This window comes from Pantoea sp. 1B4 (genome assembly GCF_016925765.1).
GTDB lineage: Bacteria > Pseudomonadota > Gammaproteobacteria > Enterobacterales > Enterobacteriaceae > Pantoea > Pantoea agglomerans.
Genome location: NZ_JAEUWZ010000001.1, coordinates 1,781,621 through 1,805,273, shown reverse-complemented (window position 1 = coordinate 1,805,273; position 23,653 = coordinate 1,781,621). Strand labels below are relative to the sequence as shown.

The window sequence follows — 23,653 nt, the reverse complement described above, 5'->3', positions numbered from 1 at the left end:
CTCACTCCGCCTCACGTCATGAAAAACCGCCCCGTAAGGCGGTCTGCGGCTGATCGGTGAATCAGTAACCCATGCCTTTTTTTGGTATCCAGCTCCTTCTGCGCGTCGGCAGGCAGGAACAGCTTAGATTCGGTCTTGATCACTTTTGGCGGCAGCGTGCCATCTTTCTTGAATTTTTCCAGCGCATCAAACGCCGGGCCAGCCATGTTTGGCGTCAGCTCCACGTTGGCGTTAGCCTCACCCGCCAGCATCGCTTTATAGATATCCGGTACACCATCAATCGAGCCGGTCAGAATATCTTTGCCCGGTTTCAGGCCAGCTTCTTTAATCGCCTGAATGGCACCGATCGCCATATCATCGTTATGCGCGTAAACCATGCAGATGTTTTTGCCGTTGTTCTCCGCCTTGATAAAGCTCTCCATCACCTCTTTACCCTTACTGCGGGTAAAGTCACCCGACTGCGAGCGGATCACTTTAATGTTTGGATGGTTGCTGATCGCTTCAGCAAAGCCTTTCTTACGATCGATTGCCACGCTGGCACCCACCGTGCCCTGCAGTTCCACCACGTTACACTGCTTGTCACCCACGGTTTTCACCAGCCAGTCGCCAATCAGCTTGCCTTCCAGCACGTTGTCAGCCGTCACCACCGCCTGATAGAGCGATTTGTCTTTTACCACAATGGCGCGGTCCAGCAGGTAAACCGGGATTTTGGCATCTTTGGCTTCTTCCAGTACCGGCTCCCAGCCGGTCTGCACCACCGGTGCGATGAAGATGGCATCAACGCCCTGAGCAATGAACGAACGTACCGCCTTGATCTGATTCTCTTGTTTCTGCTGTCCGTCGGCGATTTTCAGGGTGATTCCGCGTTTTTTGGCTTCGCTTTTCGCTACGTTGGTTTCCGCCGAACGCCAGCCAGATTCCGAACCTACCTGCGAGAAGCCGACCGTCATATCTGCAGCGAGTACCGGGCCGGTTAACGCGGCGCTGACCAGCGTGGTCAGAAGTAAACGTTTCCACATAGTTTTTAATCCTCTGAAAGGCGTTTGCTGTTTAGGGTAGAGAGCCTGCTTAGACTGGACTAAAAAAAGCGTGCATAATGGCGACACACTTCACAAAACAGAGCAATTTAAAGGGGTTACGTGTAGTCACACGGTTTGGCTGACGAGGGAGTTATGGATAAAACGGCTGAGTAGAAAAAATCTGCTCGTTAAATAATTGTAATAAACAGAATCGCTTATGCTTACTGCCACTGGAAACGATTACAGCCAGGCGTACAAAACGGGTTATCCGGCCTGCGATGAACAAAAAATGGGATTTGTGATAGTCCGCACAGTAGATCGCTGGCCTGAGTCAGGGGCGAAACGTTTCTCTGGCACTAAGTGCAGAATGGTTAATTTTCCTGGGCTAAAAGGGTGAGAAAGAAGCCACTAATGTAGTGTCAGCGCTGAATAAGAAAAAAATAATATTTAACCTCTGCTTTTAAACGCTTTATGCCGGTTCTGTCCGTAATAATTTAGTGAGGTGTTTAAGATAGAGACGCTGAGTTGCTGGCTCAGACAATAGTAAAAAAGCCAGATATGGAGTTTTAGTGACTAATAAGGTGCTTTTATCTGATTTTCGCCTTTTTTAAGCCACATGATCTGGACAGCATAAGCTTGCCCCCTATACTGAGCACTCCTTTGTTACTTCTATCTGTTATGGCAATGATGACTGCGCACGATTACCTGCTTAAATTCCGCAAAGTAAATAATTCAGACAGTCTGGAAAAGCTTTTCGATCATCTTAATTACTCCCTGACGAATGATCTGGAAATCATCAATATGTACCGGGCTGCCGATCACCGACGTGCCGAACTGGTCTCTGGCGGACGATTATATGATCTCGGCTGTGTCCCTAAAACGGTGTGGCGCTACGTGGTCTGATTTCCGGCTGATTATCGCTGTTTATCCCGCTGATCTTGTCCGGATGGGCGCGCCCCTCTGGACATGTTATTCTGCTGCGCTTCGACTCTCCGAGACAGGAATAACCACGATGAATGAACAGGTTGCTGCGCCGCGTATTGGTGGCTGGCTTTTGCTGCCGCTGGCATGGCTGATAATGACCCTGTTAACCACCGTTCTGGTGCTGGCGATGTATCTGACACCACTGTTTAATCCGGAATGGCGTGTGGCGCTGTTTTCTCACGGCAGCACACTCTTCTCTTACTGGGCTATTTCCCTGCTCACCGCCGTGGCGGTCTGGGCCTATAGTCTCTGGATCAGCTGGCTGTTCTTTAAGCGCTCCCGCCGCCTGCCGCGTCACTACCTGCTCTGGCTGCTGATTACCGTGCTGCTGGCACTGAAAACCTTTGCCTTTACGCCGGTTACCGATAGCCGTGCCCTCCAGACATTACTGCTGTCGCTGCTGGCCGCTGCGGTGTTTGCGCCCTACTTCAAACGCTCAAAACGGGTAAAAACGACCTTTATCGCGCCATAACGCTGTGAGTTATGTCAGGAATTTAATTCTGAGTGCGGTCTGCCGCTCAGCAGATGGCGCAGGTGTTGAGATACGCCGCGCTATCAATGATAATAAGCCGCTTTCTGGCTCCCAGGCGAAAAAATGACCGATTATCTGCTTCTCTTTGTTGGCACCGTGCTGGTGAATAACTTCGTATTAGTGAAGTTTCTCGGCCTGTGTCCTTTTATGGGCGTTTCCAAAAAACTGGAAACGGCGATTGGCATGGGCCTCGCCACGACATTCGTCATTACCCTGGCCTCGATCTGCGCATGGCTGGTCAACCATCTGATCCTGCTGCCGCTGGATCTGGTCTATCTGCGTACCATGGCCTATATCCTGGTGATCGCCGTCGTGGTGCAGTTCACCGAAATGGTGGTGCGTAAAACCAGCCCGTCGCTCTATCGTCTGCTGGGTATCTTTCTGCCGCTGATCACCACCAACTGTGCGGTGCTGGGCGTACCTCTGCTGAGCGTCAACCTTAACCACACCTTTATGCAGGCCGCGCTGTATGGTTTCAGTGCCTCTATCGGCTTCTCGCTGGTGATGGTGCTGTTCGCCGGTATGCGCGAGCGGCTGGTGCTGGCTAATGTTCCTGCCCCGTTTAAAGGCAACTCCATCGCCCTGATTACCGCGGGCCTGATGGCGCTGGCGTTTATGGGCTTCAGCGGTCTGGTGAAATTCTGATGACCGCGATCTGGATTGCTGTTGCCGTATTAAGTGCGCTGAGCCTGGTGTTCGGCGCGCTGCTGGGTTACGCCTCGCGCCGCTTTGAGGTCGAAGAAGATCCTATCGTTGAGCAGATTGATGCCATCCTGCCGCAGAGCCAGTGCGGTCAGTGTGGCTATCCGGGTTGTCGTCCCTATGCGGATGCGGTCGGTAACAATGGTGAAGCGATCAATAAATGCGCGCCAGGTGGTGAGCAGACCATGCTCAAGCTGGCAGCCCTGCTTAACGTTGAACCGCAGCCGATTGATGGCGACGAAACGGCGAAAGAGCCGGTGCGCACCGTGGCGTTTATTGATGAAGCCAACTGCATTGGCTGCACCAAATGTATTCAGGCCTGTCCGGTGGATGCGATTGTCGGGGCAACCCGCGCCATGCACACCGTGCTGAGCGATGTCTGCACCGGCTGCGATCTCTGTGTCGCGCCCTGCCCGACTGACTGTATTGAAATGCGTCCGGTTGCCACCACGCCAGCTAACTGGAAGTGGGATTTAAATACCATTCCTTTACGGGTGATCCCGGTAGAAACTCATGCTTAATCTGTTTAACTTCCTGAAAAAAGAGAAGGTCTGGGATTTTCAGGGCGGTATTCATCCGCCGGAAATGAAAACCCAGTCCAACGGCACGCCGCTCTCCGAACTGCCGTTGCCGCACCGTTTTATTATCCCGCTGAAACAGCATATCGGACATGAAGGTGAGATCTGCGTTGCGCCTGGCGACAAAGTGCTGCGCGGTCAGCCTCTGACATTTGGCACTGGCCGCATGCTGCCAGTCCATGCGCCCACCTCCGGCGTGATTGAAGATATCGGTCAGCATATGACCGCGCACCCTTCTGGTCTCTCTGAGCTTTGCATTTTCCTGACGCCAGATGGCGACGACCGCTGGATGCCGCTGGATCCGCTGCCTGACTACCGTCAGCATCCGCGCGCCGACATTGTTCAGCGCATTCACGACGCCGGCATCGCCGGTCTCGGCGGCGCGGGTTTCCCCACCGCCACCAAACTGAAGGGCGGCCTGCGCGGGGTTAAAACCCTGATTATTAACGCGGCGGAGTGTGAACCTTATATCACCGCTGACGATCGTCTGATGCAGGACTACGCTGCCGAAGTCCTGGAAGGCAGCCGTATTCTCGCCTGGGTGTTACAGGCTGAACAGGTGCTGATTGGCATTGAAGATAACAAGCCTGAAGCCATTGCCGCACTGAAGCAGGCGCTGGGTAGCGAGCGCGATCTGCACATCCGGGTCATCCCGACCAAATATCCCTCCGGCGGTGCCAAACAGCTGACCCGAATCCTGACCGGTAAGGAAGTGCCGCACGGCGGGCGTTCCTCCGATATCGGCGTGCTGATGCAGAACGTCGGCACCGCCTGGGCGGTTAAGCGGGCCATTATTAATGGTGAACCGATCACCGAACGCGTTGTGACGCTGACCGGCGAGGCGATCGCCCAGCCGCGTAACGTCTGGAGTCGTCTCGGCACCCCGATCAGCCATCTGTTACACCAGGTCGGGTTCACGCCTGCGCCGCGTCAGATGGTGATCATGGGTGGTCCGCTGATGGGCTTTACTCTGCCATCGCTGGATGTGCCGGTGGTGAAGATCACCAACTGTATTCTGGCCCCGTCTGCCAGTGAGATGGGCAACAACGACGAAGAGCAGTCCTGCATTCGCTGTTCAGCCTGTGCCGATGCCTGTCCGGCCAAACTGCTGCCGCAGCAGCTTTACTGGTACAGCCAGGGCGGCGATCACGATAAAGCGCGCGCTCACCATATTGATGACTGCATCGAATGTGGTGCCTGCGCCTATGTCTGCCCGAGCAATATTCCGCTGGTGCAATATTACCGTCAGGAAAAAGCGGAACTGCGCGCCATCGATCTGGAAGCGAAACGCACGCTGGAAGCCAAAGCACGCTTCGAAGCCCGTCAGGCGCGACTGGAGCGTGAAAAGCAGGCTCGTGAAGCGCGTCATGAAGAGGCGAAGCAACGCGTTGCCCGCACCGATACCAGCGAACTGGCTGCGGCCAAAGCGCGGGTGAAAGCCCGCCAGGCGGCCGAACCGGATGAGGCAACGCTTGAAGCCCAGCGTGAAGCCCGCCATGCGCAGGCGCGTCTGCGTCAGGCCGAGGCGCAGGCTGAAACCCAGCCGGTGACGCGTCAGACCGTCGATCCGCGTAAAGCGGCGGTTGAAGCGGCTATTGCCCGGGCGAAAGCGAAGAAAACAGTGCCGGTTGAGGCGGCGGATAACCAGGCTGAGGCCAGTGTCGATCCGCGTAAAGCCGCAGTAGAAGCCGCTATCGCCCGCGCCAAAGCGAAAAAACCGCACAGGCTGAAAACGCCGAGGCACCACAGGCGGAAAACGCCGAGGCACCACAGGCGGAAAACGCCGAGGCACCACAGGCCGCAGGCGACAAAACTGCAGAAGCCGCGACAGACGCCGCCGCTGAGACCGATCCGCGTAAAGCCGCGGTTCAGGCCGCTATCGCCCGTGCCAAAGCGAAGAAAGCCGCACACGCTGAAGCCGCTGAGGCTCCGCAGGCCGCAGGCGACAAAACTGCAGAAGCCGCGACAGACGCCGCCGCTGAGACCGATCCGCGTAAAGCCGCGGTTCAGGCCGCTATCGCCCGTGCCAAAGCGAAGAAAGCCGCACAGGCGGAAAGTGAGGCGGATGCCGCTTCACGTGATGCCGCAGCACTGGCCACCGCCGCGCATTTTGCGGTGGATAAAGCGGAGCAGGCCCAGGAGCAGGCAAACAACGCCAATGCAGAACCTGAACAGGCACCTGAACTGAATCAACCCGATGATGCGCGCAAGGCCGCTATTGCTGCCGCCATCGCCCGTGCCAAAGCGCGTAAAGCGCAGTCGTCTACGACGCTTGAGGATTAAATGGCTTTTCGTATCGCAAGTTCTCCTTACACCCATAATCGCCGCAGCACCGGCAATATCATGCTGCTGGTGGTGCTGGCCGCGGTGCCAGGTTTTGCTGCACAGTGTTATTTCTTTGGCTACGGCACCTTTTTTACAGGTCTTACTGGCGACGCTGACCGCCTGGCTGACAGAGGCAGCGATTCTGCGACTGCGCAAAGCGCCCGTTGCCAGCACGCTGGCAGATAACTCGGCGCTGCTGACCGCCGTCCTGATCGGTATCAGCCTGCCGCCGCTGGCGCCGTGGTGGCTGGTGGTGATCGGTACCCTGTTTGCTGTCGTCATTGCGAAGCAGCTCTATGGCGGACTGGGCCAGAATCCGTTTAACCCGGCGATGGTCGGCTATGTGGTCCTGCTCATCTCCTTCCCGGTGCAGATGACCAGCTGGTTGCCGCCCGATACGCTTCAGGCGATCAAACCCGGGCTGATGGACAGCCTGAGCATGGTGTTCCAGGGCCACACGCTGGCGGGTGAAACCATGCAGCAGTTACAGATGGGTGTTGATGGCATCAGCCAGGCGACGCCGCTTGATACGTTTAAAACTGGTTTACGCGCGGGGCACAGTGCTGAACATCTGCTGGCGCAGCCGATTTACAGCGGCGTGCTGGCGGGCCTCGGCTGGCAGTGGGTTAACGTGGGTTATCTGGCCGGCGGCCTGTTCCTGCTTTGGAAAAATGCTATCCGCTGGCATGTCCCTGCCGCCATGCTGCTGTCACTGGCCTTCTGCGCGACGCTGGGCTGGTTCTTCTCACCAGAATCGCTGAACAGCCCGCTGATTCATCTTTTCTCCGGTGCCACCATGCTGGGTGCGTTCTTCATTGCCACCGATCCGGTGACCGCTTCAACCACCAACCGTGGCCGCCTGGTGTATGGCGCGCTGATTGGACTGCTGGTCTGGCTGATCCGCAGTTTTGGCGGTTATCCCGATGGCGTAGCGTTTGCAGTGCTGCTGGCGAACATCTGCGTGCCGCTCATCGATTACTACACCCAGCCGCGCGTTTACGGCCATCAGAAGGATTAAGCGATGCTGGAGACGATTCGCAAAAACGGGGTTACGCTGGCGATTTTTGCTGCGATCACTACCGCCGCCACGGCAGTGGTAAATACGGTAACCAAGCCGACGGTGGAACATCAGACCCTGTTGCAGCAGAAAAACCTGCTGGACCAGGTGGTGCCTGTTGAGCTTTATGACAACAACATCCAGCAGGACTGTTACGTTGTCACGGATGCAGCGCTGGGCAACAGTGCGCCGCATCATCTCTTCCTGGCGCGTAAAGGCGGCCAGCCGGTCGCGGCTGCACTGGAGACGACTGCACCTGACGGCTATTCTGGTGCGATACAGATGCTGGTCGGTGCCGATTTCCAGGGTAAAGTATTGGGCGTGCGGGTGATTGAACACCACGAAACGCCCGGTCTGGGGGATAAGATCGAACTGCGTATCTCTGACTGGATCAACAGCTTTAATGGCAAAGTGGTTCATGGTCCGGCGGATAAAGCTTTTGCGGTTAAAAAAGATGGCGGTGAATTCGATCAGTTCACCGGTGCCACCATTACCCCACGCGCGGTGGTCAATGCGACCAAACGCACCGCGCTGTTAATGAAAACGCTTCCGGAGAGACTCTCTTCGTTACCGGTATGTGGAGACGCAAATGAGTGAAGCTAAAAGCCTGCTGGTCGGTGGATTATGGAAGAACAACTCAGCGCTGGTGCAGCTGCTGGGCCTCTGTCCGCTGCTGGCGGTTACGGCAACCGCCACCAACGCGCTGGGTTTAGGTCTGGCGACCACGCTGGTGCTGACCCTGACTAACAGTTTTATTTCCGCCTCGCGCCGCTGGGTGCCATCGGAAATTCGTATCCCGATATATGTGATGATCATCGCCTCGGTGGTGAGCTGCGTACAGATGCTGATCAACGCCTATGCCTATGGTCTTTATCAGTCGCTGGGAATTTTTATCCCGCTGATCGTGACCAACTGCATCGTGGTTGGCCGTGCTGAAGCCGTCGCCTCTAAAAGCAGCATCCCGCTTGCCGCGCTGGATGGCTTCGCCATCGGCATGGGCGCGACCTGCGCCATGGTGGTGCTGGGATCGCTGCGCGAAATTATCGGCAGTGGCACGCTGTTTAACGGTGCCGACCAGCTGCTCGGTCCCTGGGCGAAGTCGCTGCGTATCGAAGTGGTCCATTTCGACTCGCCAATGCTGCTGGCGATGCTGCCGCCAGGCGCCTTTATCGGCCTGGGCATGATGCTGGCCGGAAAATATCTGATCGATCAGAAGATGAAACAGCGGGCAGCACTGCGTGCTCAGGCGGCCGAAACCGCGCCGCCTCAGGACGCTGTCGGGAAACCGGTGTGAATCAGACCAAACGCACCGAAATTCTCCGTCGGCTGCAGCAGAATAATCCGCATCCGACCACCGAACTCAACTTCAGCACGCCGTTTGAGTTGCTGATCGCGGTGCTGCTCTCGGCGCAGGCGACCGATGTCAGCGTGAACAAAGCCACCGCAAAGCTCTATCCGGTGGCCAATACGCCTGCCGCGATGCTGGCGCTGGGTGTGGATGGCGTGAAGGAATACATTAAAACCATCGGCCTGTTTAACAGCAAAGCGGAAAATGTGATTAAAACCTGCCGCATTCTGCTTGAGCAGCACAACGGCGAAGTGCCGGAAGATCGTGCGGCACTGGAAGCCCTGCCCGGTGTCGGCCGTAAAACCGCCAATGTGGTGCTCAACACCGCCTTTGGCTGGCCGACGATAGCCGTCGATACCCATATTTTTCGCGTCAGCAACCGGACGAAATTTGCGCCGGGTAAGAATGTGGAAGAGGTGGAGCAGAAGCTGCTGAAGGTGGTTCCGGCGGCGTATAAGGTTGATTGCCATCACTGGCTGATTCTGCACGGTCGCTACACCTGCGTAGCGCGTAAACCCCGCTGTGGCTCCTGCCTGATTGAAGATCTCTGTGAGTATCCCGACAAAGTCGAGTGATTGCACTGATGAAAGACCCGCTGCGGCGGGTTTTTTTATTATCCGGCGATCACCTCTGCTAACGCGTCTCCTGCCCGAGCCCCCCTTTTCGCTGCTCTCCCTGTTCGTACGAATAACGGTACAGTTTGTCGGGTTGTTACATTGATGTTGATGATGGAGAATCGCCGCCCCTGACGATAAGAAAATGTTATGACACAGTGAGTAAAGTAATGAACAAAAGCGCTTCTGCCGGAAGCCATCCTCTGCGCCTGTTTCTGGCGCGCCTCTGGCCACATCCGCTGGCAGTGAGTAAAAAGCATGTAGTGATCGCCGGACTGGGCGCCGGTATCGGCTTGATCCTGACCAGCCTGCTGAGCCACTGGGTGCTGGGCGAGCTGAACCTGTGGTTTGTCGCGCCGGTCGGTGCCTCGGCGGTTTTACTCTTTGGTCTGCCCGCCAGTCCGCTGGCTCAGCCGTGGGCAATCGTCGGCGGCAACAGCCTGTCAGCGCTGGCGGGCGTTACCGTCAGCCAGTTGATCCCGGATCCTGCCCTTGCCTGTGGCGTCGCAGCCTGTGTGGCGATCCTGTTAATGTTCCAGCTACGCTGTCTGCATCCGCCCGGCGGTGCCGTTGCGCTGACCGCTATTCTGGGCGGCCCTTCGGTGCAGCAGCTTGGATATCACTTTGTCCTGACGCCGATCCTGCTCAATTCACTGACCCTGGCCCTGCTGGCTCTGCTGTTTAATAATCTGGCCGGTCGTCGCTATCCGCATCCGCTGGCCCCGGAAGAAGTTAAACCCGATCCGGTAGCCATGCCGGTCCCGCTGACGCGCGCCGATCTGCATCAGGCTTTACAGGACGGTGAACTGCTGGATATTGACGAGGATGATTTGCAGGCGCTGCTGCTGCGTGCTGAAGAGATTGCCCAGCGCCGTCAGTTCAGTGGCTGAAACCTGTCTGCCCGCACTGGCACATCTTTCACTGTCGGCGCGACTTCTGGCATTCAGGTCTCCCCTGAACCCTGGTCCTGAGAAGTTGATCGCTGCCACAGTTTTACTCTGCCGCTTCGCCCACGCCACTCCGTAACATATTGATAACACAACCGTCCAGGCCGTACGCCCATCGGCTCCTGGGCGGATGCCCATAGAGCTGGCCTTTTCAGCGCCCTACACTTTGCTCTTCTTTACGTTTCTCACGAGGAAGACCGATGGATAGCGCCTTGTCCCCGCAGCACGATGAGCTGATCGCCTCCGCCATCAAAAAGTTCTTCACCCATATCATCCCGATGCTGGTGGTGATGCTGATTATTAACCAGATCGACCGCGCCAATATTGGCTTTATCAAAGCGGAGTTGCACACCGATGCCGGGATCAGCGCGGCGGCCTTTGGGCTGGGCGCGGGCCTCTTTTTTATCGGCTATGCGCTGTTTGAGGTGCCGAGCAACCTGATGATGAAGCGCTTCGGCGCCCGCGTCTGGCTGACGCGCATCATGATAACCTGGGGACTGGTGGTGGTCCTGACCGGTTTCGTCACCTCACCGATCCAGTTTTACCTGCTGCGTTTTTTACTTGGCGTAGCGGAAGCAGGCTTCTTTCCTGGCGTGCTGTTCTATTTCCGTCAGTGGGTGCCCAATGCCTGGCGCGGCCGTGCCACCGCGATGGTGCTGAGTGCCACCGCTGGCGCCTTTCTCTTCTCCGGCCCCATCACCGGCGCGATCCTGATGATGCACAATTTCCTGGGGATTGCAGGCTGGAAGTGGGTGATGTTTCTCGAAGGCGGTGCGTCGGTGCTGGTCGGCATTCTGGCTGCCTGGGTGCTGGTGTCACGACCTGGCGAGGCGCGCTGGCTGAGTGCCGCGGAGAAACAGGCGCTGGTACAGCAGCTGCAGAATGAAGAGGCGCAGCGTGACGAGCTTAACCGCGAGCCAGGCAAAATGTCGCTGCTACGTAATCGCAGCCTGCTGTTCTTCTGCGCGATCTTTTTCACTATGACCATGACCGGCTATACGCTGGTGTTCTGGCTGCCGCAGATTATTCAGCGCATTCAGGGCTTCAGCAGTTTTGGCATCGGCATTCTCACCGCCGTGCCCTGGCTGTGCGCCATTATTGCCATTAATCTGCTGAGCCGTTTTTCAGACCGCCACCGCGACAAGCTCGATAAAGCGCTGGGTGTCGCCATGCTGGTCGCGGCCTGCGGTACCTTTATGGCCACGCTGGGTTCCCCGTGGTTTGGCTTCCTGGCGATGATCGTGGCCTGTATCGGCTCTAAAGTCAGCGCGACCTTTTTCTGGCCGATGCCACAGGGAGAGCTGCCCGCCTCGATTGTCGCGCCCGGCATTGCGCTGGTGAATTCCGTTGGCAACCTTGGCGGCTTCTTCGCACCGACGGTGTTTGGCTATCTGGAGATGAAGACCGGCTCCACTACCGGCGGTCTCTATGCCCTGACCAGCGTCTCGTTGCTGACCGGACTGTGGCTGCTGCTGCGCCGCAAGCCATCCCCGCCTTCCCTCGATCCTATGGAGAATCAACATGTCAGACAGTCCAGTCATTAAAACAATGCGGGTAGTGCCGGTCGCCGGATATGACAGCATGCTGCTGAACATTGGCGGCGCACACAACTGCTACTTTACCCGTATCCTGGTGATCCTGACTGACTCGGCTGGCCGTACCGGCGTCGGCGAAAGTCCCTGTCACGCTTCAACGCTGGCGCTGCTTGAGCGCTTTCGTCCGCAGATTGAGGGCAGCGAACTCCTGCGGCTGAATGCCACCATCGCCACGCTGTTTGCCAGCGACGCACGACACCAGCAGACCGCGCATACCGACGACATTCATATTCCGCAGATGAACCCGGAGAAGTTTTACAACGCCACCGCGGCGATTGAAGCGGCGCTGCTTGATCTGCTGGGACAGCACCTGAATCTGCCGGTTGCCGAGTTACTTGCCAGCGGCAAGCAGCGCGATCGGGTGCCGGTCCTCGGCTATCTGTTCTATATCGCCGACCGTAATCTGACCAGCATGAACTATCAGGCGGGCCACGCGGGTGGTGATGCCTGGCTGCAACTGCGTCATGAGAAAGCGATGGACGCGGAAGGCGTGGTGCGGCTGGCGGAGGCGGCAGCGGATCGCTATGGCTTCCGCGATTTCAAACTCAAGGGCGGTGTACATCACGGCGAAGTGGAAGTGGAGACGGTCAATGCCCTGCTGGCGCGCTTCCCGCAGGCGCGGGTAACGGTTGATCCCAACGCCAGCTGGTCGCTGGATGAGGCCATTTATTATGGCAAACAGCTGGCGGGCCGCATTCCCTATCTGGAAGATCCCTGCGGCGCGGAGCATGGCTATTCCGGCCGGGAAACGCTGGCAGAATTCAGGCGGGCCACCGGCGTTCCGGTTGCCACGAATATGATCGCCAATGACTGGCGACAGTTGCAGCATGCGCTGCAGCTGAATGCCATCGACATTCCCCTGGCCGACCCACACTTCTGGACGATGCGTAACGCACACACCGTGGCGCAGCTCTGCCATGAGTGGGGCCTGACCACCGGCTGCCACTCAAACAACCACTTTGACGTGTCGCTGGCGATGGTGGCGCATCTGGGGGCCGCCGCACCCGGTGATCGCCTGACCGCCTTTGATACCCACTGGATCTGGCAGGATGGGCAGCAGCTGACGCAGCATGCGCCGCAGATTCGGGATGGCTATCTGGAACTACCAGAGGGGCCAGGGCTGGGGATTACCCTGAATATGGAACGGGTTGAAGCGGCACATGCGCTCTACAACTCCCTACCGGACAAAAACCGAAACGATGCGCTGGGCATGCAGTTTCTGATCGATAACTGGTCCTTTAACGCAAAACGTCCGGCCATGCTGCGCTGATGAGCATCACTCTGTGACAGTGTCACAGAGTGATCGCGTTTAGCGTTGCGCCAGCGCCGCCTGCATCCAGGCAATCACCAGCGGAGAATCTTTGTCCTCCAGGGCGGCGCGTTCCGACTGAAACAGCGTCGCGACATAGAATGGGTGATCCGGTAGCTCAACGCCACGCACATCGCCCGCGTTGTCCCAGGCAGTAATGCGCAGCGTATTATCGCCCAGCGCTGCACTGAATTCCGGGTTAACACCAAAGTTACAGTGATAACCTTCATCGCTCTCCAGCACGCCGTAGGCTCTGGCAATGCGTGATCCGGGTCCGAACCTCACCGCGCCGCGCTGTTCCACCAGCGAACAGCTCAGCGGGGCAATCACCATCCTCCCCTCGGTGTCCGTCTCGGCATGACTGGCATCCTGCCAGCCCAGTACGTTGCGCGCATACTCGATCAGCGCATACTGGAATCCACCGCAGGAGCCAAGAAAAGGCTTTCCGGTTTCACGCACCCAGCGGAGTGTGTCAAACACGCCGGCATCATTTCGATAGGGGCTACCTGGCACCACCCAGACGGCATCGCTGAGTTGCAGTTCTGACTCATCCAGTCGGTCAGTGGCGATCCACTCCGCTTCAGCGGTGATATTCAGCCAGCGGGCAGCACGTTCAATAGCACGGGGGATAGCCTGATGGGCAACCGCATCGGCGCGGTAGTCACCAACCAGGGATAAGCGCAGGGGGGGACGACATAAACAGATCCTTCTCGGGGAAATTGAGAGGTTACAGTAATGTTAATTTTCTGTCGAGGGCGAGCTGAAAGCGGATTATCCTGATAGGTTTTTTAACATGCCCGGGCGGCTTTTCACCGGCAGGCTGAGCTGATTTTTATCTTGCCAGCGCCTGTGAGCACTCTCAGCTGCCGCGTCAGACGAGACGACGCAACCGGTTTCTTTTTTTCCTTTCTGAAATAAATCATCTGTTTGTGCACAGGATCATCATTTGACGGTTTTTGCGGCAATGCCAGGCATGTAATGTCCGATAATTCGGCAGATTGACTGTGAATTAATCAGCAACCTGCCGTTAGTGCTGCCTGATTATCATTCAGCAAACTATTTATCTGGTTAACCGCGCATTAGCAGTTAATGTTAATACTCTCCAGTGCAAGGCGCTTATCCAGCGTTTATGCGCTGCTATTTTCACTACACTCAAAATTAAAAACCAATTAACAGTTTGCTATAAGTTTTTTAACCCAACATTCCAGGGTCGGGCGGGTTGTCAGAAAATTCTTGCCCTGCCGCCCGTAATCAGCCAAATTAGTCGCCGCTTTTCCCTTCTAATAACAATCTTGCGCATGGAAAACTCACATGACGCGGACTTAATTCCTGTCCCGAAACAGGGTATGAAAAAACTGAGGTACATGTGTCAACTGCAAACAAACACACTGATGAGGCTGTCAGTCTCAATGCGTTTAAACAGCCGAAGGCGTTCTACTTAATCTTCTCGATTGAGTTATGGGAACGTTTTGGCTTCTATGGCCTGCAGGCCATTATGGCGGTTTACCTGGTGAAGCAACTGGGGTTGTCTGAATCAGACTCCATTACCCTGTTCTCTTCATTCAGTGCGCTGGTGTATGGTCTGGTCGCGATTGGCGGCTGGCTCGGTGATAAGGTGCTGGGTACCAAACGCGTCATCGTGCTGGGTGTCCTGGTGCTGGCGCTGGGCTATGCGCTGGTGGCGTTCTCCGGTCATAACGTCAGCATTGTCTACATCGGTATGGCGACCATCGCGGTGGGTAGCGGCCTGTTTAAGGCAAACCCCTCTTCGCTGCTCTCTACCTGCTATGACAAAGATGATCCGCGTCTCGACGGTGCTTTCACCATGTTCTATATGTCGATCAACATCGGTTCACTCTTCTCAATGATGCTGACACCGTGGTTAGCGGCGAAATATGGTTATAGCGTAGCCTTCTCACTGTGCGTTATCGGTCTGATCATCACCCTGTTTAACTTCCTGTTCTGCAAACGCATGGTTAAGGATTACGGTTCTAAACCCGATTTCGCTCCGTTGCAGATCGGAAAACTGCTGATGACGCTGGTCGGCATCGTCGTACTGATCGCACTGGCCAACTGGATGCTGCATCACCAGTCTATCGCACGACTGGTGCTGGCGGTGATTGCCCTGGGTATTGTGCTGGTGTTTGCCAAAGAGGCCTTTGCACTGCAGGGAGCGGCACGTCGTAAGATGATTGTTGCCTTCCTGCTGATGGTCGAAGCGATTCTGTTCTTCGTGCTTTATATGCAGATGCCAACGTCACTCAACTTCTTTGCTATCCGCAACGTTGAGCACACCATTCTCGGCATTACTTTTGCTCCCGAGCAGTTCCAGGCGCTGAACCCGTTCTGGATTATGCTGGCCAGTCCGCTGCTGGCGGCGCTCTATAACAAGCTGGGCGATAAACTGCCGATGCCGCACAAGTTTGCCTTTGGTATGGTGCTCTGCTCCGCTGCGTTCCTGGTGCTGCCGGTGGGTGCGAAGTTCGCCAGCGATGCCGGTATCGTTTCCGTTAACTGGCTGATCCTGAGCTATGCGCTGCAGAGTATCGGTGAGCTGATGATCTCTGGCCTCGGCCTGGCGATGGTGGCACAACTGGTGCCTCAGCGTCTGATGGGCTTTATCATGGGTTCCTGGTTCCTGACTACCGCTGGCGCGGCGGTGATTGCCGGTAAAGTGGCAAACCTGATGGCCGTGCCTGAAAACGTTACCGATCCACTGATTTCGCTGGCGACCTACAGCCGCGTATTCCAGCAGATTGGTATCGTGACGGCGGTGATCGCCCTGCTGATGCTGATTACGGCGCCGATGCTGAACCGCATGGCGCAGGATCCTGATGCGAAAAAAATAACGTGCAGGCGTAATTCACGCTGCACTTCAGCTAAGCCGGGCTCTGCCCGGCTTTTTTTATGGCTTGCCGCAACGCCCTTCGCAGATCCCTGATCTTTGTCACTGGTAATCCCGCTTTGACTCTTTACTATGCAAGGATCCCATTGCAACAAGGAGTACCTGGTCATGAAACTGTTTTGCAAAGCGGGTGCCTGCTCTCTCTCACCCCATATTGTTATGCGTGAATGCGGACTCGACTTCACTCAGGTGAGTGTTGATCTGGCCACAAAAATCACTGAACGGGGCGATGACTTCCGCCAAATCAATCCTAAAGGCCAGGTGCCCGCGCTGCAGCTCAGCGACGGTTCTGTGCTGACGGAAGGCGTCGCCATTGTTCAGTACCTGGCGGATCTGAAGCCCGATCGCCATTTGCTGGCACCGGTTGGCAGCCTGACGCGTTATCACACCGTGGAGTGGCTCAGCTACATCGGCAGTGAGCTGCATAAAAGCTTTGGGCCACTGTTTCGCCCTGGTTACTCCGATGAGGTGAAAGCGCAGACCCGCAGCCAGCTGGAAGCAAAATTCCGCTATGTCGATGAGTCACTGCGCGACAAACAGTGGCTGATGGGGCTGCATTTCAGCGTGGCGGATGCCTATCTGTTTGTGGTGACGCGCTGGGCAAAAGCGCTGGGACTGGATTTATCCGGCTTTACGGCGCTGGGCGCGTGGTTTGATCGTGTCGCGGAACGTCCTGCGGTGCAGGCGGCGCTTAAAGCGGAAGGCTTAGCCTGAGTCAACAGGGCCGGTTATCCGGCCCTGATGCGTTACAGTTTTTCTGCCGCGAAGTGCTGCGTCGGCGTGGCGATGGCATCCTGTGCCGCCACCAGCTGCAGTTCATACTCGCCCATCTGATGGGTTTTCAGCATCACCTCGTATACCGCTGCGGTGACATGCTCCAGCGCATCCTGCAATGATTTGCCGTGCAACAGATTAACCAGCAGCAGACCGCTGGTGAGATCGCCCACGCCGACCGGCTGACGGACACCGAAATCGACCAGCGGACGGCTGATGTGCCAGGCATCTTCCGCCGTCACCAGCAGCATTTCAAAGCGATCGCTGCGACGACCCGCACGCGCCAGATGCTTCACCAGCACCACGCGTGGTCCCTGGGCAATCAGTGCCCGCGCAGCGTCTACCGCCGCGTCGACGTCTGTGACGGTGCGCTCGCTCAGCATCTCCAGTTCAAGCAGGTTCGGAGCGATAATGTCGCTGGCAGGCATCGCCATTTTACAGTGAAACTCCGCCACACCCGGCGCCACGATGCAGCCTTTCTCCGGATGGCCCATGACCGGATCGCAGAAGTACCAGGCATTCGGGTTGGCCGCTTTGACCTGACGGACAATCTGCAGAATCTGCTCGCCCTGCTCTGCCGAGCCCAGATAACCGCTCAGGACCGCGTCACAGGTCTTCAGGCGGTCAATGTCAGCAATGCCTTTAACAATGTCGGTTAAATGCGTTGCAGGCATCACCGTGCCGGTCCAGTGGCCATATTGTGTATGGTTGGAAAACTGCACGGTATTCAGCGGCCAGACGTTTGCGCCCATACGGCGCATCGGAAACTCAGCCGCCGCGTTACCGGCGTGACCAAAAACAACGTGCGACTGAATCGCTAAAATATTTTTCACTTGTTTGCCCTGTCCTGCCTTGCCATAAAAAAAGGGCCGGAAACCGGCCCTGAAATCTTACTGCCAGTTAATCAGGCAGTAATGTTTCTTGCCGCGACGCAGCAGCGTATAGCGGTTAAACAGTTTGTCACTGTCGCTGAAGCGGTACTCCGCATCGGACTGCTTTTCACCGTTCAGTGAAACGGCATTGGAGCCGATCATGGTGCGCGCCTGGCCACGGGACGGCACCAGCTCTGCTTTCACCAGCGCCTGCTGCAGATCATCGTCAGCGCCCAGCACGATAGTTGGCATACCATCCTGCGCCAGCTGTTCAAAATCGGCTTCGGTCATTTCGCTCACGGATCCGGAGAAGAGGCTGGCAGTAATGCGTTTCGCCGCAGACAGACCGGCTTCGCCATGCACCAGACGCGTCACCTGCTCAGCCAGCACGTACTGCGCACGTGGCGCGGTGCCGCTGTTTTTGTCCTCTTCTTCCAGCGCGTTGATCTCTTCCATGCTCAGGAAGGTGAAGAACTTCAGGAAGCGATAGACGTCAGCATCTGCGGTGTTGATCCAGAACTGATAGAACTTGTACGGGCTGGTTTTCTTCGCATCCAGCCAGACTGCGCCGCCTTCGGTTTTACCGAATTTGGTGCCGTCAGACTTGGTGATCAGCGGAACGGTCAGGCCAAAGACCTGGTTCTGATGCAGACGACGGGTCAGATCGATACCGGAAGTGATGTTGCCCCACTGATCAGAACCACCAATCTGCAGGGACACACCGTGCAGCTCGTTCAGACAGGCGAAGTCATAGCCCTGCAGCAGATTATAGGAGAACTCGGTAAAGGAGATGCCCTGATCGTCACGGTTCAGACGCTGCTTCACCGCTTCTTTGTTGATCATCTGGTTAACAGAGAAGTGCTTGCCGATATCACGCAGGAAGGTCAGCACGTTCATGCCGCCAAACCAGTCGTAGTTGTTGGCGGCGATGGCGCTGTTGCTGCCGCAATCGAAGTCGAGGAATGGCGCCACCTGCTGGCGGATCTTTTCAACCCATTCGTTGACGGTTTCACTGGTATTAAGTTTACGCTCTGCGGCTTTGAAGCTCGGGTCACCAATCAGGCCGGTTGCACCACCGACCAGCGCCACCGGCTTGTGGCCGGCATCCTGAAAACGCTTCAGGCAGAGCAGCGGTACCAGATGGCCCAAATGCAAGCTGTCAGCAGTGGGGTCAAAGCCGCAATAGAGCGAAATTGGCCCCTGCGCCAGTTTCTCTGTTAACGCGTCTTCATCCGTCACCTGGGCGATTAGGCCCCTCTCCTGCAATTGTTGTATCAGGTTACTGCTGGTCATTACTGACTCCAAATTGATCAGACTGCACCTATGCTGGTACACAGCTTTCCGCTGAGTTGCGGAATCGAAAAAAATCAGGGCTATAGCATAAAGCGCTGACGCTTTCTGTGCCAGCGCTGATAGGGGCGAATCGTGCAGATTCAGGGTGCCAGACGGTCGATTTTCCAGCCGTCGTGATCGCGCTGATAGATGAAACGATCGTGCAGACGATGTTCGCCACCCTGCCAGAACTCCATCGTGTGAAATTTCACCCGGTAGCCACCCCAGAAGCTGGGCAGCGGCACTTCGCCCTGCTGGAACTTCTGTTTAAGCTCCAGGAACTTTCCTTCCAGAATACCGCGTGCCGAAATACGGCTTGACTGCTTCGACACCCAGGCACCAATCTGACTGTCGCGCGGACGACTGTGGAAATATTTCAGCACCTCGAGGGGCGACAGTTTTTCCACTTCACCCAGCACCATCACCTGACGCTCCAGATAGTGCCACGGGAAGTGCAGAGAGATGCGCGGATTGTGCGCCAGCTGCGGCGCCTTACGGCTGCCGAGGTTGGTGTAAAACACCATGCCCTGCGCATCGTAGTGCTTCAGCAGCACGATACGCTGCCATGGCTGGCCCTGCTCGTCTACGGTTGCCACAGTCATGGCGGTAGGATCGGGCAGTTTTGCCTCGCAGGCCTGGCTTAGCCACTGTTCAAATAGCGCGATCGGATCGTCCGGCAGATCCTTACGACGCAATCCACCGCGGGTATATTCACGCCGCAGATGGGCAATGGTGTGTAGCGTTTCGCTGTCGCTCATAATGCTCGCCTATTCAGATAACAAGTCAGCTGGCAGGTTGCAGCTCACAATCATTCACGACAATTTTATCGTTACGTTCGATAAATGCGCCGTTTCCTTTGGACCAGAACACATAGGTGTTATCGCTGTAGCGTGCGCCGGACGCGGATACCGTCTGCTTCAGCGTCAGAGGCTGCCCATCCATGATGAAACTGACCTGCTGCTGCGCCTCGTCCAGCGTCACGGTCAGGGGCATGGTTCCGCAGCGATAGTGCAGGGTCTGCGGCGACGGCGGCTGTTTATGCATCAGGCTACAGCCTGACAGCAGTAGCACCGCGGCAACGGTTAATCCTTTCAACATAAGCGGGTCTCCTTCACGAGTGAAGCTGGCATTATAAGAAGGATTGCGCGCGAAGTAAGTGGGAATCCACGCCAATCTGGCAGATGCTGTCAGTCAGGCTGAATTATTGCGCCTTTTCAGACGGTTGTCTGAATGCACAGGCCGCGTTCTCAAGCTACGCTCTATAGATCTTAAGCGAGGAAGACAAACATGAAATTTGATAACGAAGATGCATTTAAGCTGGCAGTGGCGTTTATGAACCACAAAGAGAATGCCACCATCGCCAGCAGCTACTTTAAAACCTTTATCGACACCTACCAGAAATTTGACCGCTGGCTGAGCGCATCAGACCCGGTCAGCGCCATGAAAGCAGAAAAAGCGGCCGCCAAAGCGGGCGAAGACTCCATCCTCTGATCCCCTTCTCCACGGGTCCGATAGTCTTCAGGTTATCGGACCTGTGAATCCCGCCAGACATTCACCCCATTGCTCACTATTTCCGCACAGCTATTCTGGCTTTTACGGAAATATCCGCTCTGGCTGCCGTGCTTATTTCCCGCATCAGCATCGATCTTATTTCGGTACAGCGCATCCTCTGCTGAAATGGCACAGAACGGCTGGGTACATTTGCAATAAATGCTATTTCACGCCGTCATACCCCCTAATCAGCACCACACACTCCGGTTTTGTTTAAAAAACAGGCAGCGAGACGCGACAGGGCCAGCAAACCTGATAAAGCCGACTATGCTGTAAACGTTCGGATATACTTCATGGAGCAGAAAAAATGAAAATGAAAATGAAATCCCTGTCAGCCGTCGCGTTGCTGGCTCTCACTTTAGGTACGCTGGCAGGTTGTGCCTCAAACCAGTCGATTAAGACCACCGATGGCCGCACGATTGTCACCGATGGCAAACCGCAGATTGATTCAGATACTGGTCTGGTTTCTTACCGCGATGCTCAGACAGGAAAAACTGAGCAGATCAATCGTAATGAGATCAGTAATATGAGTGAACTCGACAACTAATATAAGGTGAATAAGATGAAAAAAGCGCTGATTTTACCTCTCGCCGCATTGATTGGTATGACCGTATTAACCGGCTGCACCCGTACCAGTTATGCGATTCAGACTAACGATGGACGCACCATTATTAGTGATGGCAAGCCTTCTGAATCGGATGCCGGCCTGCTGGCTTATACCGATGCAAATGGCGTGAAGCAGCAGATTAATAAAGCGGACGTTAAAGCGGTCTCTGAAGTACCGAAGAAATAATCCGATCGCTGTTACCCAATGAATAAAGCCGCCCATGGGCGGCTTTATTTTTGTCTGCGCCTGGCACGAAGTGGTGCACAGTCCTGGTTTTATTCCCCGGTGGTTTATAAATCAGAAATATCCGCTACGGCTTGGCCATAATATGGCAGGCAACCGTGCGGATAGTGACGCAGATAATAATCTGATAACAAAATGCGCCGTTCCGCCCTTATCTGAATTTCCGGCAACTCCCAGCTTTTTTAACCAGCATAATAGCTCATCTTATTTCTCACAAAAAACCTTAGCCTGTTTTTATGCTTTGATATGAGTGGTTTACCGCCTCGATTAAAGGTTCACTTTATTTTCGGTAAATTTTAATCATAGCTCCCTGCTGTTTCCCACCTTTTAGTCCAGAGCGCCTTTAACTAGACTCTTTATATCGCTACTTAATCAGGAGGGTGCAGATGGTTTATCACGACAAAACAACGGGTCATATGATTCTTGGTGAAGCTGCAATTAATCTGGCTTTTGACGAACAGGAGATTACGCTGGTAGCACTGATTCGCCAGCTGAGCGAAATGGCCGAACAGGAGCGCAACGATGAGCGGGTCACGCAGATTGCCGATGCGCGCAACTGGCTCAAAGGTTTTATCGAATCCTCAACGCGCGACCGTGCCGAATTAAACTGGCTGGTCGAGACCGGACAGGCACCGGTTAATCTTAAAGATTATCGTTAGTCATGTGCGGGTCATTGCTGTTTATTTTTAGGGTGCCGGGCACGCGCCTGGCCTCACAGCCAGAGACGCTGGGCCTGCGTGGCAGTGGAATAGTGCATGTCGGCCAGAACGTGACCAGAACGTGAATTGCAACGCTCTGCACCCGGCTCCTGTGTCGGCCTGAAACGGCTTCCACGCAGATTGATGAGTGCTATTGCTCTGCACTCATCGGCCGGCCATCTGGTCGTTAACCGGCCTTCGTCGGCTTCTCCCCACCTGCCGTCACGCTCAGCGCGTCAGCGGCTCCCCGTTTTCAGTCACCTGCAGCGTTTGTGGATGTTTCGCTGTAGTGGTTTCAAACCCACCACGGGCGGCAAAAACAGAACAGCCAATGGCTGCCACGAGTGTCAGTAAGATTGAGGTTTTCACGAAACGCGCCTTAATTTTCTTCGCTACAGGATAAAGCGTGAAAGCCTGGCACATAATCAGATGGGGGGAAAGGAAAGTGCAGAATTTCTCTGTCTGGAAGCCCATGTCCGGGAAGTCTGTTTACTGATTGAGCGGCCTTGCCTGGTTACCCCAGTACTTTCAATGCCAGCGCCAGCGTCTTTTCTTCGTTAGTCACATCGCTGACCTTACCTGCCACCCGCAATCCAAAAGCAATACAGAGAATTAAACCGGCTGCCGCCTCGCTGTCCAGCGTGTTATCGATAGATCCATCCTGTTGTCCCAGCTCCAGCAGCGAGACCAGGAAGCGTTGATTACGCTGAACGACCTCATCAATGCGCTGCGCGAGTGGCTGATCCATCGTCTGCAGCGCAATCGCGCTGGAGACGACCAGACAGCCGCAACGCCCTTCTGTGGCACGTGCCGAATCCAGGTAGAATTGCAATAGCTCGGTTATTTTCCCCCGCCCGCTGGCACAGGGTGCCAGACGACGGTGCAACTCACTATTTCTCAGCAACAGATAGCGTTCGAATACCAGCAGGAAGAGCGAGCGCTTATCTTTAAACGCCTTATAGATGCTGCCTGCGGAGAGATGCATCGCCTCACCCAGATCGTTCATTGAGGCCGCATGATACCCTTTTTTGCCGGAAAACGATCATGGCGTGATCCAGAGCCTGTTCGATCCCGAACTCTCTGGGGCGTCCCCGCTCTTTGTTTTTATACGTTGTGGCTGTCGTGGTCATTGTTACCGGCCTGAGGAGGTGTGTTGCTGTCAAAATCAGTGGCGATTCTATCCCAGGCGCGGGTAACAAGCCAGGCCGTCCGTCGCCCGTCACGCGCAGACGGCCCGTTATTTCCCGGACGCATTAATATGATTCGCCGCTGTCTGACCAGCCGCCGTCTGGTCTGCGGTGCAAGCCGGACGCGATTCATTCAGATAAGGATGTTGTCTCTGTGCGGCCTTTTTCCCGCTGCTGGCTGCGCTTCAGCGCGTTTATTTTTATCAGCCATAACGTAAATTGCTTAATAAGCAGGCTGGCGTGGTTTTCATTGTCAGCAAAACATAAAAAGAGTCGGGTTTTTATATTGCTGTTATCGTCGATCGCATAAATCTCATATTCGTCATGATGGCGGGATTTTATGATTGCTGTGAAATGTATTGCGGGCCAGAGCATCACTCTGGCTTCAAACTGCCTGAAATCCATTATATTTACCTGGTAATTTGCTTAAATTACCCGATGAAAAGCTACTCATCGGGTCAGGCAAAGCATAAC

Annotated in this window: 24 protein-coding genes and 4 pseudogenes; 19 read left to right on the top strand and 9 right to left on the bottom strand. The window is 55.6% G+C overall.

What is annotated here, in order from left to right:
• Positions 1–11: 11 nt before the first annotated feature.
• On the bottom strand, positions 12–1,019 hold the full coding sequence (ytfQ, locus tag JNO11_RS08815) for a galactofuranose ABC transporter, galactofuranose-binding protein YtfQ (protein ID WP_325177188.1): 1,008 nt from the start codon (positions 1,017–1,019) through the stop codon (positions 12–14).
• A 687-nt stretch (positions 1,020–1,706) separates the two neighbouring features.
• Between ytfQ and ydgT the strand changes: the two genes are divergently transcribed.
• The 13 genes and pseudogenes from ydgT to JNO11_RS08755 all read left to right on the top strand — a co-directional run bounded on the left by ydgT (position 1,707) and on the right by JNO11_RS08755 (position 12,971).
• Positions 1,707–1,922 carry a transcription modulator YdgT gene (gene ydgT, locus JNO11_RS08810; protein ID WP_003853427.1) on the top strand — a complete coding sequence of 72 codons (216 nt, stop codon included), beginning with the start codon at positions 1,707–1,709 and terminating at the stop codon, positions 1,920–1,922.
• A 109-nt stretch (positions 1,923–2,031) separates the two neighbouring features.
• A complete protein-coding gene (locus JNO11_RS08805; RefSeq protein ID WP_010245382.1) occupies positions 2,032–2,475 on the top strand; it encodes a DUF2569 domain-containing protein in 444 nt (147 codons plus the stop codon).
• Positions 2,476–2,598: 123 nt separating this feature from the next.
• Positions 2,599–3,180, top strand: a complete 582-nt coding sequence (rsxA, locus tag JNO11_RS08800) for an electron transport complex subunit RsxA (protein ID WP_003853423.1) — start codon at positions 2,599–2,601, stop codon at positions 3,178–3,180.
• Positions 3,180–3,758: an electron transport complex subunit RsxB gene (gene rsxB, locus JNO11_RS08795; RefSeq protein ID WP_325177187.1), complete on the top strand. Its 579-nt coding sequence runs from the start codon at positions 3,180–3,182 to the stop codon at positions 3,756–3,758. Before rsxA ends, rsxB begins: the two co-directional genes overlap by 1 nt.
• Positions 3,751–6,098: pseudogene (gene rsxC, locus JNO11_RS08790) on the top strand (electron transport complex subunit RsxC). Before rsxB ends, rsxC begins: the two are co-directional and overlap by 8 nt.
• A pseudogene (locus JNO11_RS24795) lies at positions 6,099–6,176 on the top strand (hypothetical protein); the annotation flags it as partial.
• The gene (gene rsxD / locus JNO11_RS08785; protein WP_346267496.1) at positions 6,154–7,158 is read left to right on the top strand and encodes an electron transport complex subunit RsxD; all 1,005 of its coding nucleotides are present in this window, start codon (positions 6,154–6,156) and stop codon (positions 7,156–7,158) included. The pseudogene JNO11_RS24795 and the gene rsxD, both read left to right, overlap by 23 nt.
• Positions 7,159–7,161: 3 nt before the next feature.
• Positions 7,162–7,794 (top strand): electron transport complex subunit RsxG, encoded by a 633-nt coding sequence (gene rsxG, locus JNO11_RS08780; RefSeq protein WP_010245397.1) that lies wholly within the window; start codon positions 7,162–7,164, stop codon positions 7,792–7,794.
• Positions 7,787–8,491 (top strand): electron transport complex subunit E, encoded by a 705-nt coding sequence (locus JNO11_RS08775; protein ID WP_010245400.1) that lies wholly within the window; start codon positions 7,787–7,789, stop codon positions 8,489–8,491. Before rsxG ends, JNO11_RS08775 begins: the two co-directional genes overlap by 8 nt.
• Positions 8,488–9,120, top strand: a complete 633-nt coding sequence (nth, locus tag JNO11_RS08770) for an endonuclease III (RefSeq protein ID WP_010245402.1) — start codon at positions 8,488–8,490, stop codon at positions 9,118–9,120. Before JNO11_RS08775 ends, nth begins: the two co-directional genes overlap by 4 nt.
• Positions 9,121–9,329: 209 nt before the next feature.
• The gene (locus tag JNO11_RS08765; RefSeq protein ID WP_010670074.1) at positions 9,330–10,049 is read left to right on the top strand and encodes an HPP family protein; all 720 of its coding nucleotides are present in this window, start codon (positions 9,330–9,332) and stop codon (positions 10,047–10,049) included.
• Positions 10,050–10,306: 257 nt separating this feature from the next.
• The gene (locus JNO11_RS08760; RefSeq protein WP_033771684.1) at positions 10,307–11,650 is read left to right on the top strand and encodes an MFS transporter; all 1,344 of its coding nucleotides are present in this window, start codon (positions 10,307–10,309) and stop codon (positions 11,648–11,650) included.
• Positions 11,628–12,971 (top strand): enolase C-terminal domain-like protein, encoded by a 1,344-nt coding sequence (locus JNO11_RS08755; RefSeq protein ID WP_033767139.1) that lies wholly within the window; start codon positions 11,628–11,630, stop codon positions 12,969–12,971. Before JNO11_RS08760 ends, JNO11_RS08755 begins: the two co-directional genes overlap by 23 nt.
• Positions 12,972–13,010: 39 nt before the next feature.
• On the opposite strand, the gene JNO11_RS08750 is transcribed toward JNO11_RS08755, so the two are convergent.
• Positions 13,011–13,715 (bottom strand): CTP synthase, encoded by a 705-nt coding sequence (locus JNO11_RS08750; protein WP_325177660.1) that lies wholly within the window; start codon positions 13,713–13,715, stop codon positions 13,011–13,013.
• Between the two features lie 661 nt (positions 13,716–14,376).
• Between JNO11_RS08750 and dtpA the strand changes: the two are divergent.
• Positions 14,377–15,852: pseudogene (gene dtpA, locus JNO11_RS08745) on the top strand (dipeptide/tripeptide permease DtpA); the annotation flags it as partial.
• 171 nt (positions 15,853–16,023) lie between these two features.
• A complete protein-coding gene (gene gstA / locus JNO11_RS08740) occupies positions 16,024–16,629 on the top strand; it encodes a glutathione transferase GstA (protein WP_033757533.1) in 606 nt (201 codons plus the stop codon).
• Between the two features lie 32 nt (positions 16,630–16,661).
• On the opposite strand, the gene pdxY is transcribed toward gstA, so the two are convergent.
• The 4 genes from pdxY to JNO11_RS08720 all read right to left on the bottom strand — a co-directional run bounded on the left by pdxY (position 16,662) and on the right by JNO11_RS08720 (position 19,991).
• Positions 16,662–17,522, bottom strand: a complete 861-nt coding sequence (gene pdxY / locus JNO11_RS08735) for a pyridoxal kinase PdxY (protein WP_010245428.1) — start codon at positions 17,520–17,522, stop codon at positions 16,662–16,664.
• 57 nt (positions 17,523–17,579) lie between these two features.
• Positions 17,580–18,854, bottom strand: coding sequence for a tyrosine--tRNA ligase (gene tyrS / locus JNO11_RS08730; protein ID WP_010245429.1), 1,275 nt, complete (start codon positions 18,852–18,854; stop codon positions 17,580–17,582).
• A gap of 140 nt (positions 18,855–18,994) precedes the next feature.
• Positions 18,995–19,651 (bottom strand): pyridoxamine 5'-phosphate oxidase, encoded by a 657-nt coding sequence (pdxH, locus tag JNO11_RS08725; protein WP_325177186.1) that lies wholly within the window; start codon positions 19,649–19,651, stop codon positions 18,995–18,997.
• 25 nt (positions 19,652–19,676) lie between these two features.
• Positions 19,677–19,991, bottom strand: a complete 315-nt coding sequence (locus JNO11_RS08720) for an MliC family protein (protein ID WP_010245432.1) — start codon at positions 19,989–19,991, stop codon at positions 19,677–19,679.
• Positions 19,992–20,180: 189 nt separating this feature from the next.
• On the opposite strand from JNO11_RS08720, the gene JNO11_RS08715 reads away from it, so the two are divergent.
• From JNO11_RS08715 to JNO11_RS08700, 4 genes are all read left to right on the top strand, one after another.
• Positions 20,181–20,384: a hypothetical protein gene (locus JNO11_RS08715; RefSeq protein ID WP_003848989.1), complete on the top strand. Its 204-nt coding sequence runs from the start codon at positions 20,181–20,183 to the stop codon at positions 20,382–20,384.
• A gap of 373 nt (positions 20,385–20,757) precedes the next feature.
• Positions 20,758–20,991 (top strand): YgdI/YgdR family lipoprotein, encoded by a 234-nt coding sequence (locus tag JNO11_RS08710; RefSeq protein WP_039391948.1) that lies wholly within the window; start codon positions 20,758–20,760, stop codon positions 20,989–20,991.
• Between the two features lie 15 nt (positions 20,992–21,006).
• Positions 21,007–21,237 carry a YgdI/YgdR family lipoprotein gene (locus JNO11_RS08705; protein WP_010245445.1) on the top strand — a complete coding sequence of 77 codons (231 nt, stop codon included), beginning with the start codon at positions 21,007–21,009 and terminating at the stop codon, positions 21,235–21,237.
• Between the two features lie 443 nt (positions 21,238–21,680).
• On the top strand, positions 21,681–21,953 hold the full coding sequence (locus JNO11_RS08700) for a hypothetical protein (protein WP_022625718.1): 273 nt from the start codon (positions 21,681–21,683) through the stop codon (positions 21,951–21,953).
• Positions 21,954–22,220: 267 nt separating this feature from the next.
• Here JNO11_RS08700 and JNO11_RS08695 read toward each other — a convergent pair whose 3' ends face one another.
• The 3 genes and pseudogenes from JNO11_RS08695 to JNO11_RS08685 all read right to left on the bottom strand — a co-directional run bounded on the left by JNO11_RS08695 (position 22,221) and on the right by JNO11_RS08685 (position 23,584).
• A complete protein-coding gene (locus JNO11_RS08695) occupies positions 22,221–22,361 on the bottom strand; it encodes a hypothetical protein (protein ID WP_223565523.1) in 141 nt (46 codons plus the stop codon).
• A 145-nt stretch (positions 22,362–22,506) separates the two neighbouring features.
• Positions 22,507–23,038 (bottom strand): annotated as a pseudogene (locus JNO11_RS08690) (TetR/AcrR family transcriptional regulator).
• A 270-nt stretch (positions 23,039–23,308) separates the two neighbouring features.
• Entirely contained in the window at positions 23,309–23,584 is a 276-nt protein-coding gene (locus tag JNO11_RS08685) for a hypothetical protein (RefSeq protein ID WP_033767133.1), read from the bottom strand.
• Positions 23,585–23,653 lie beyond the last annotated feature (69 nt).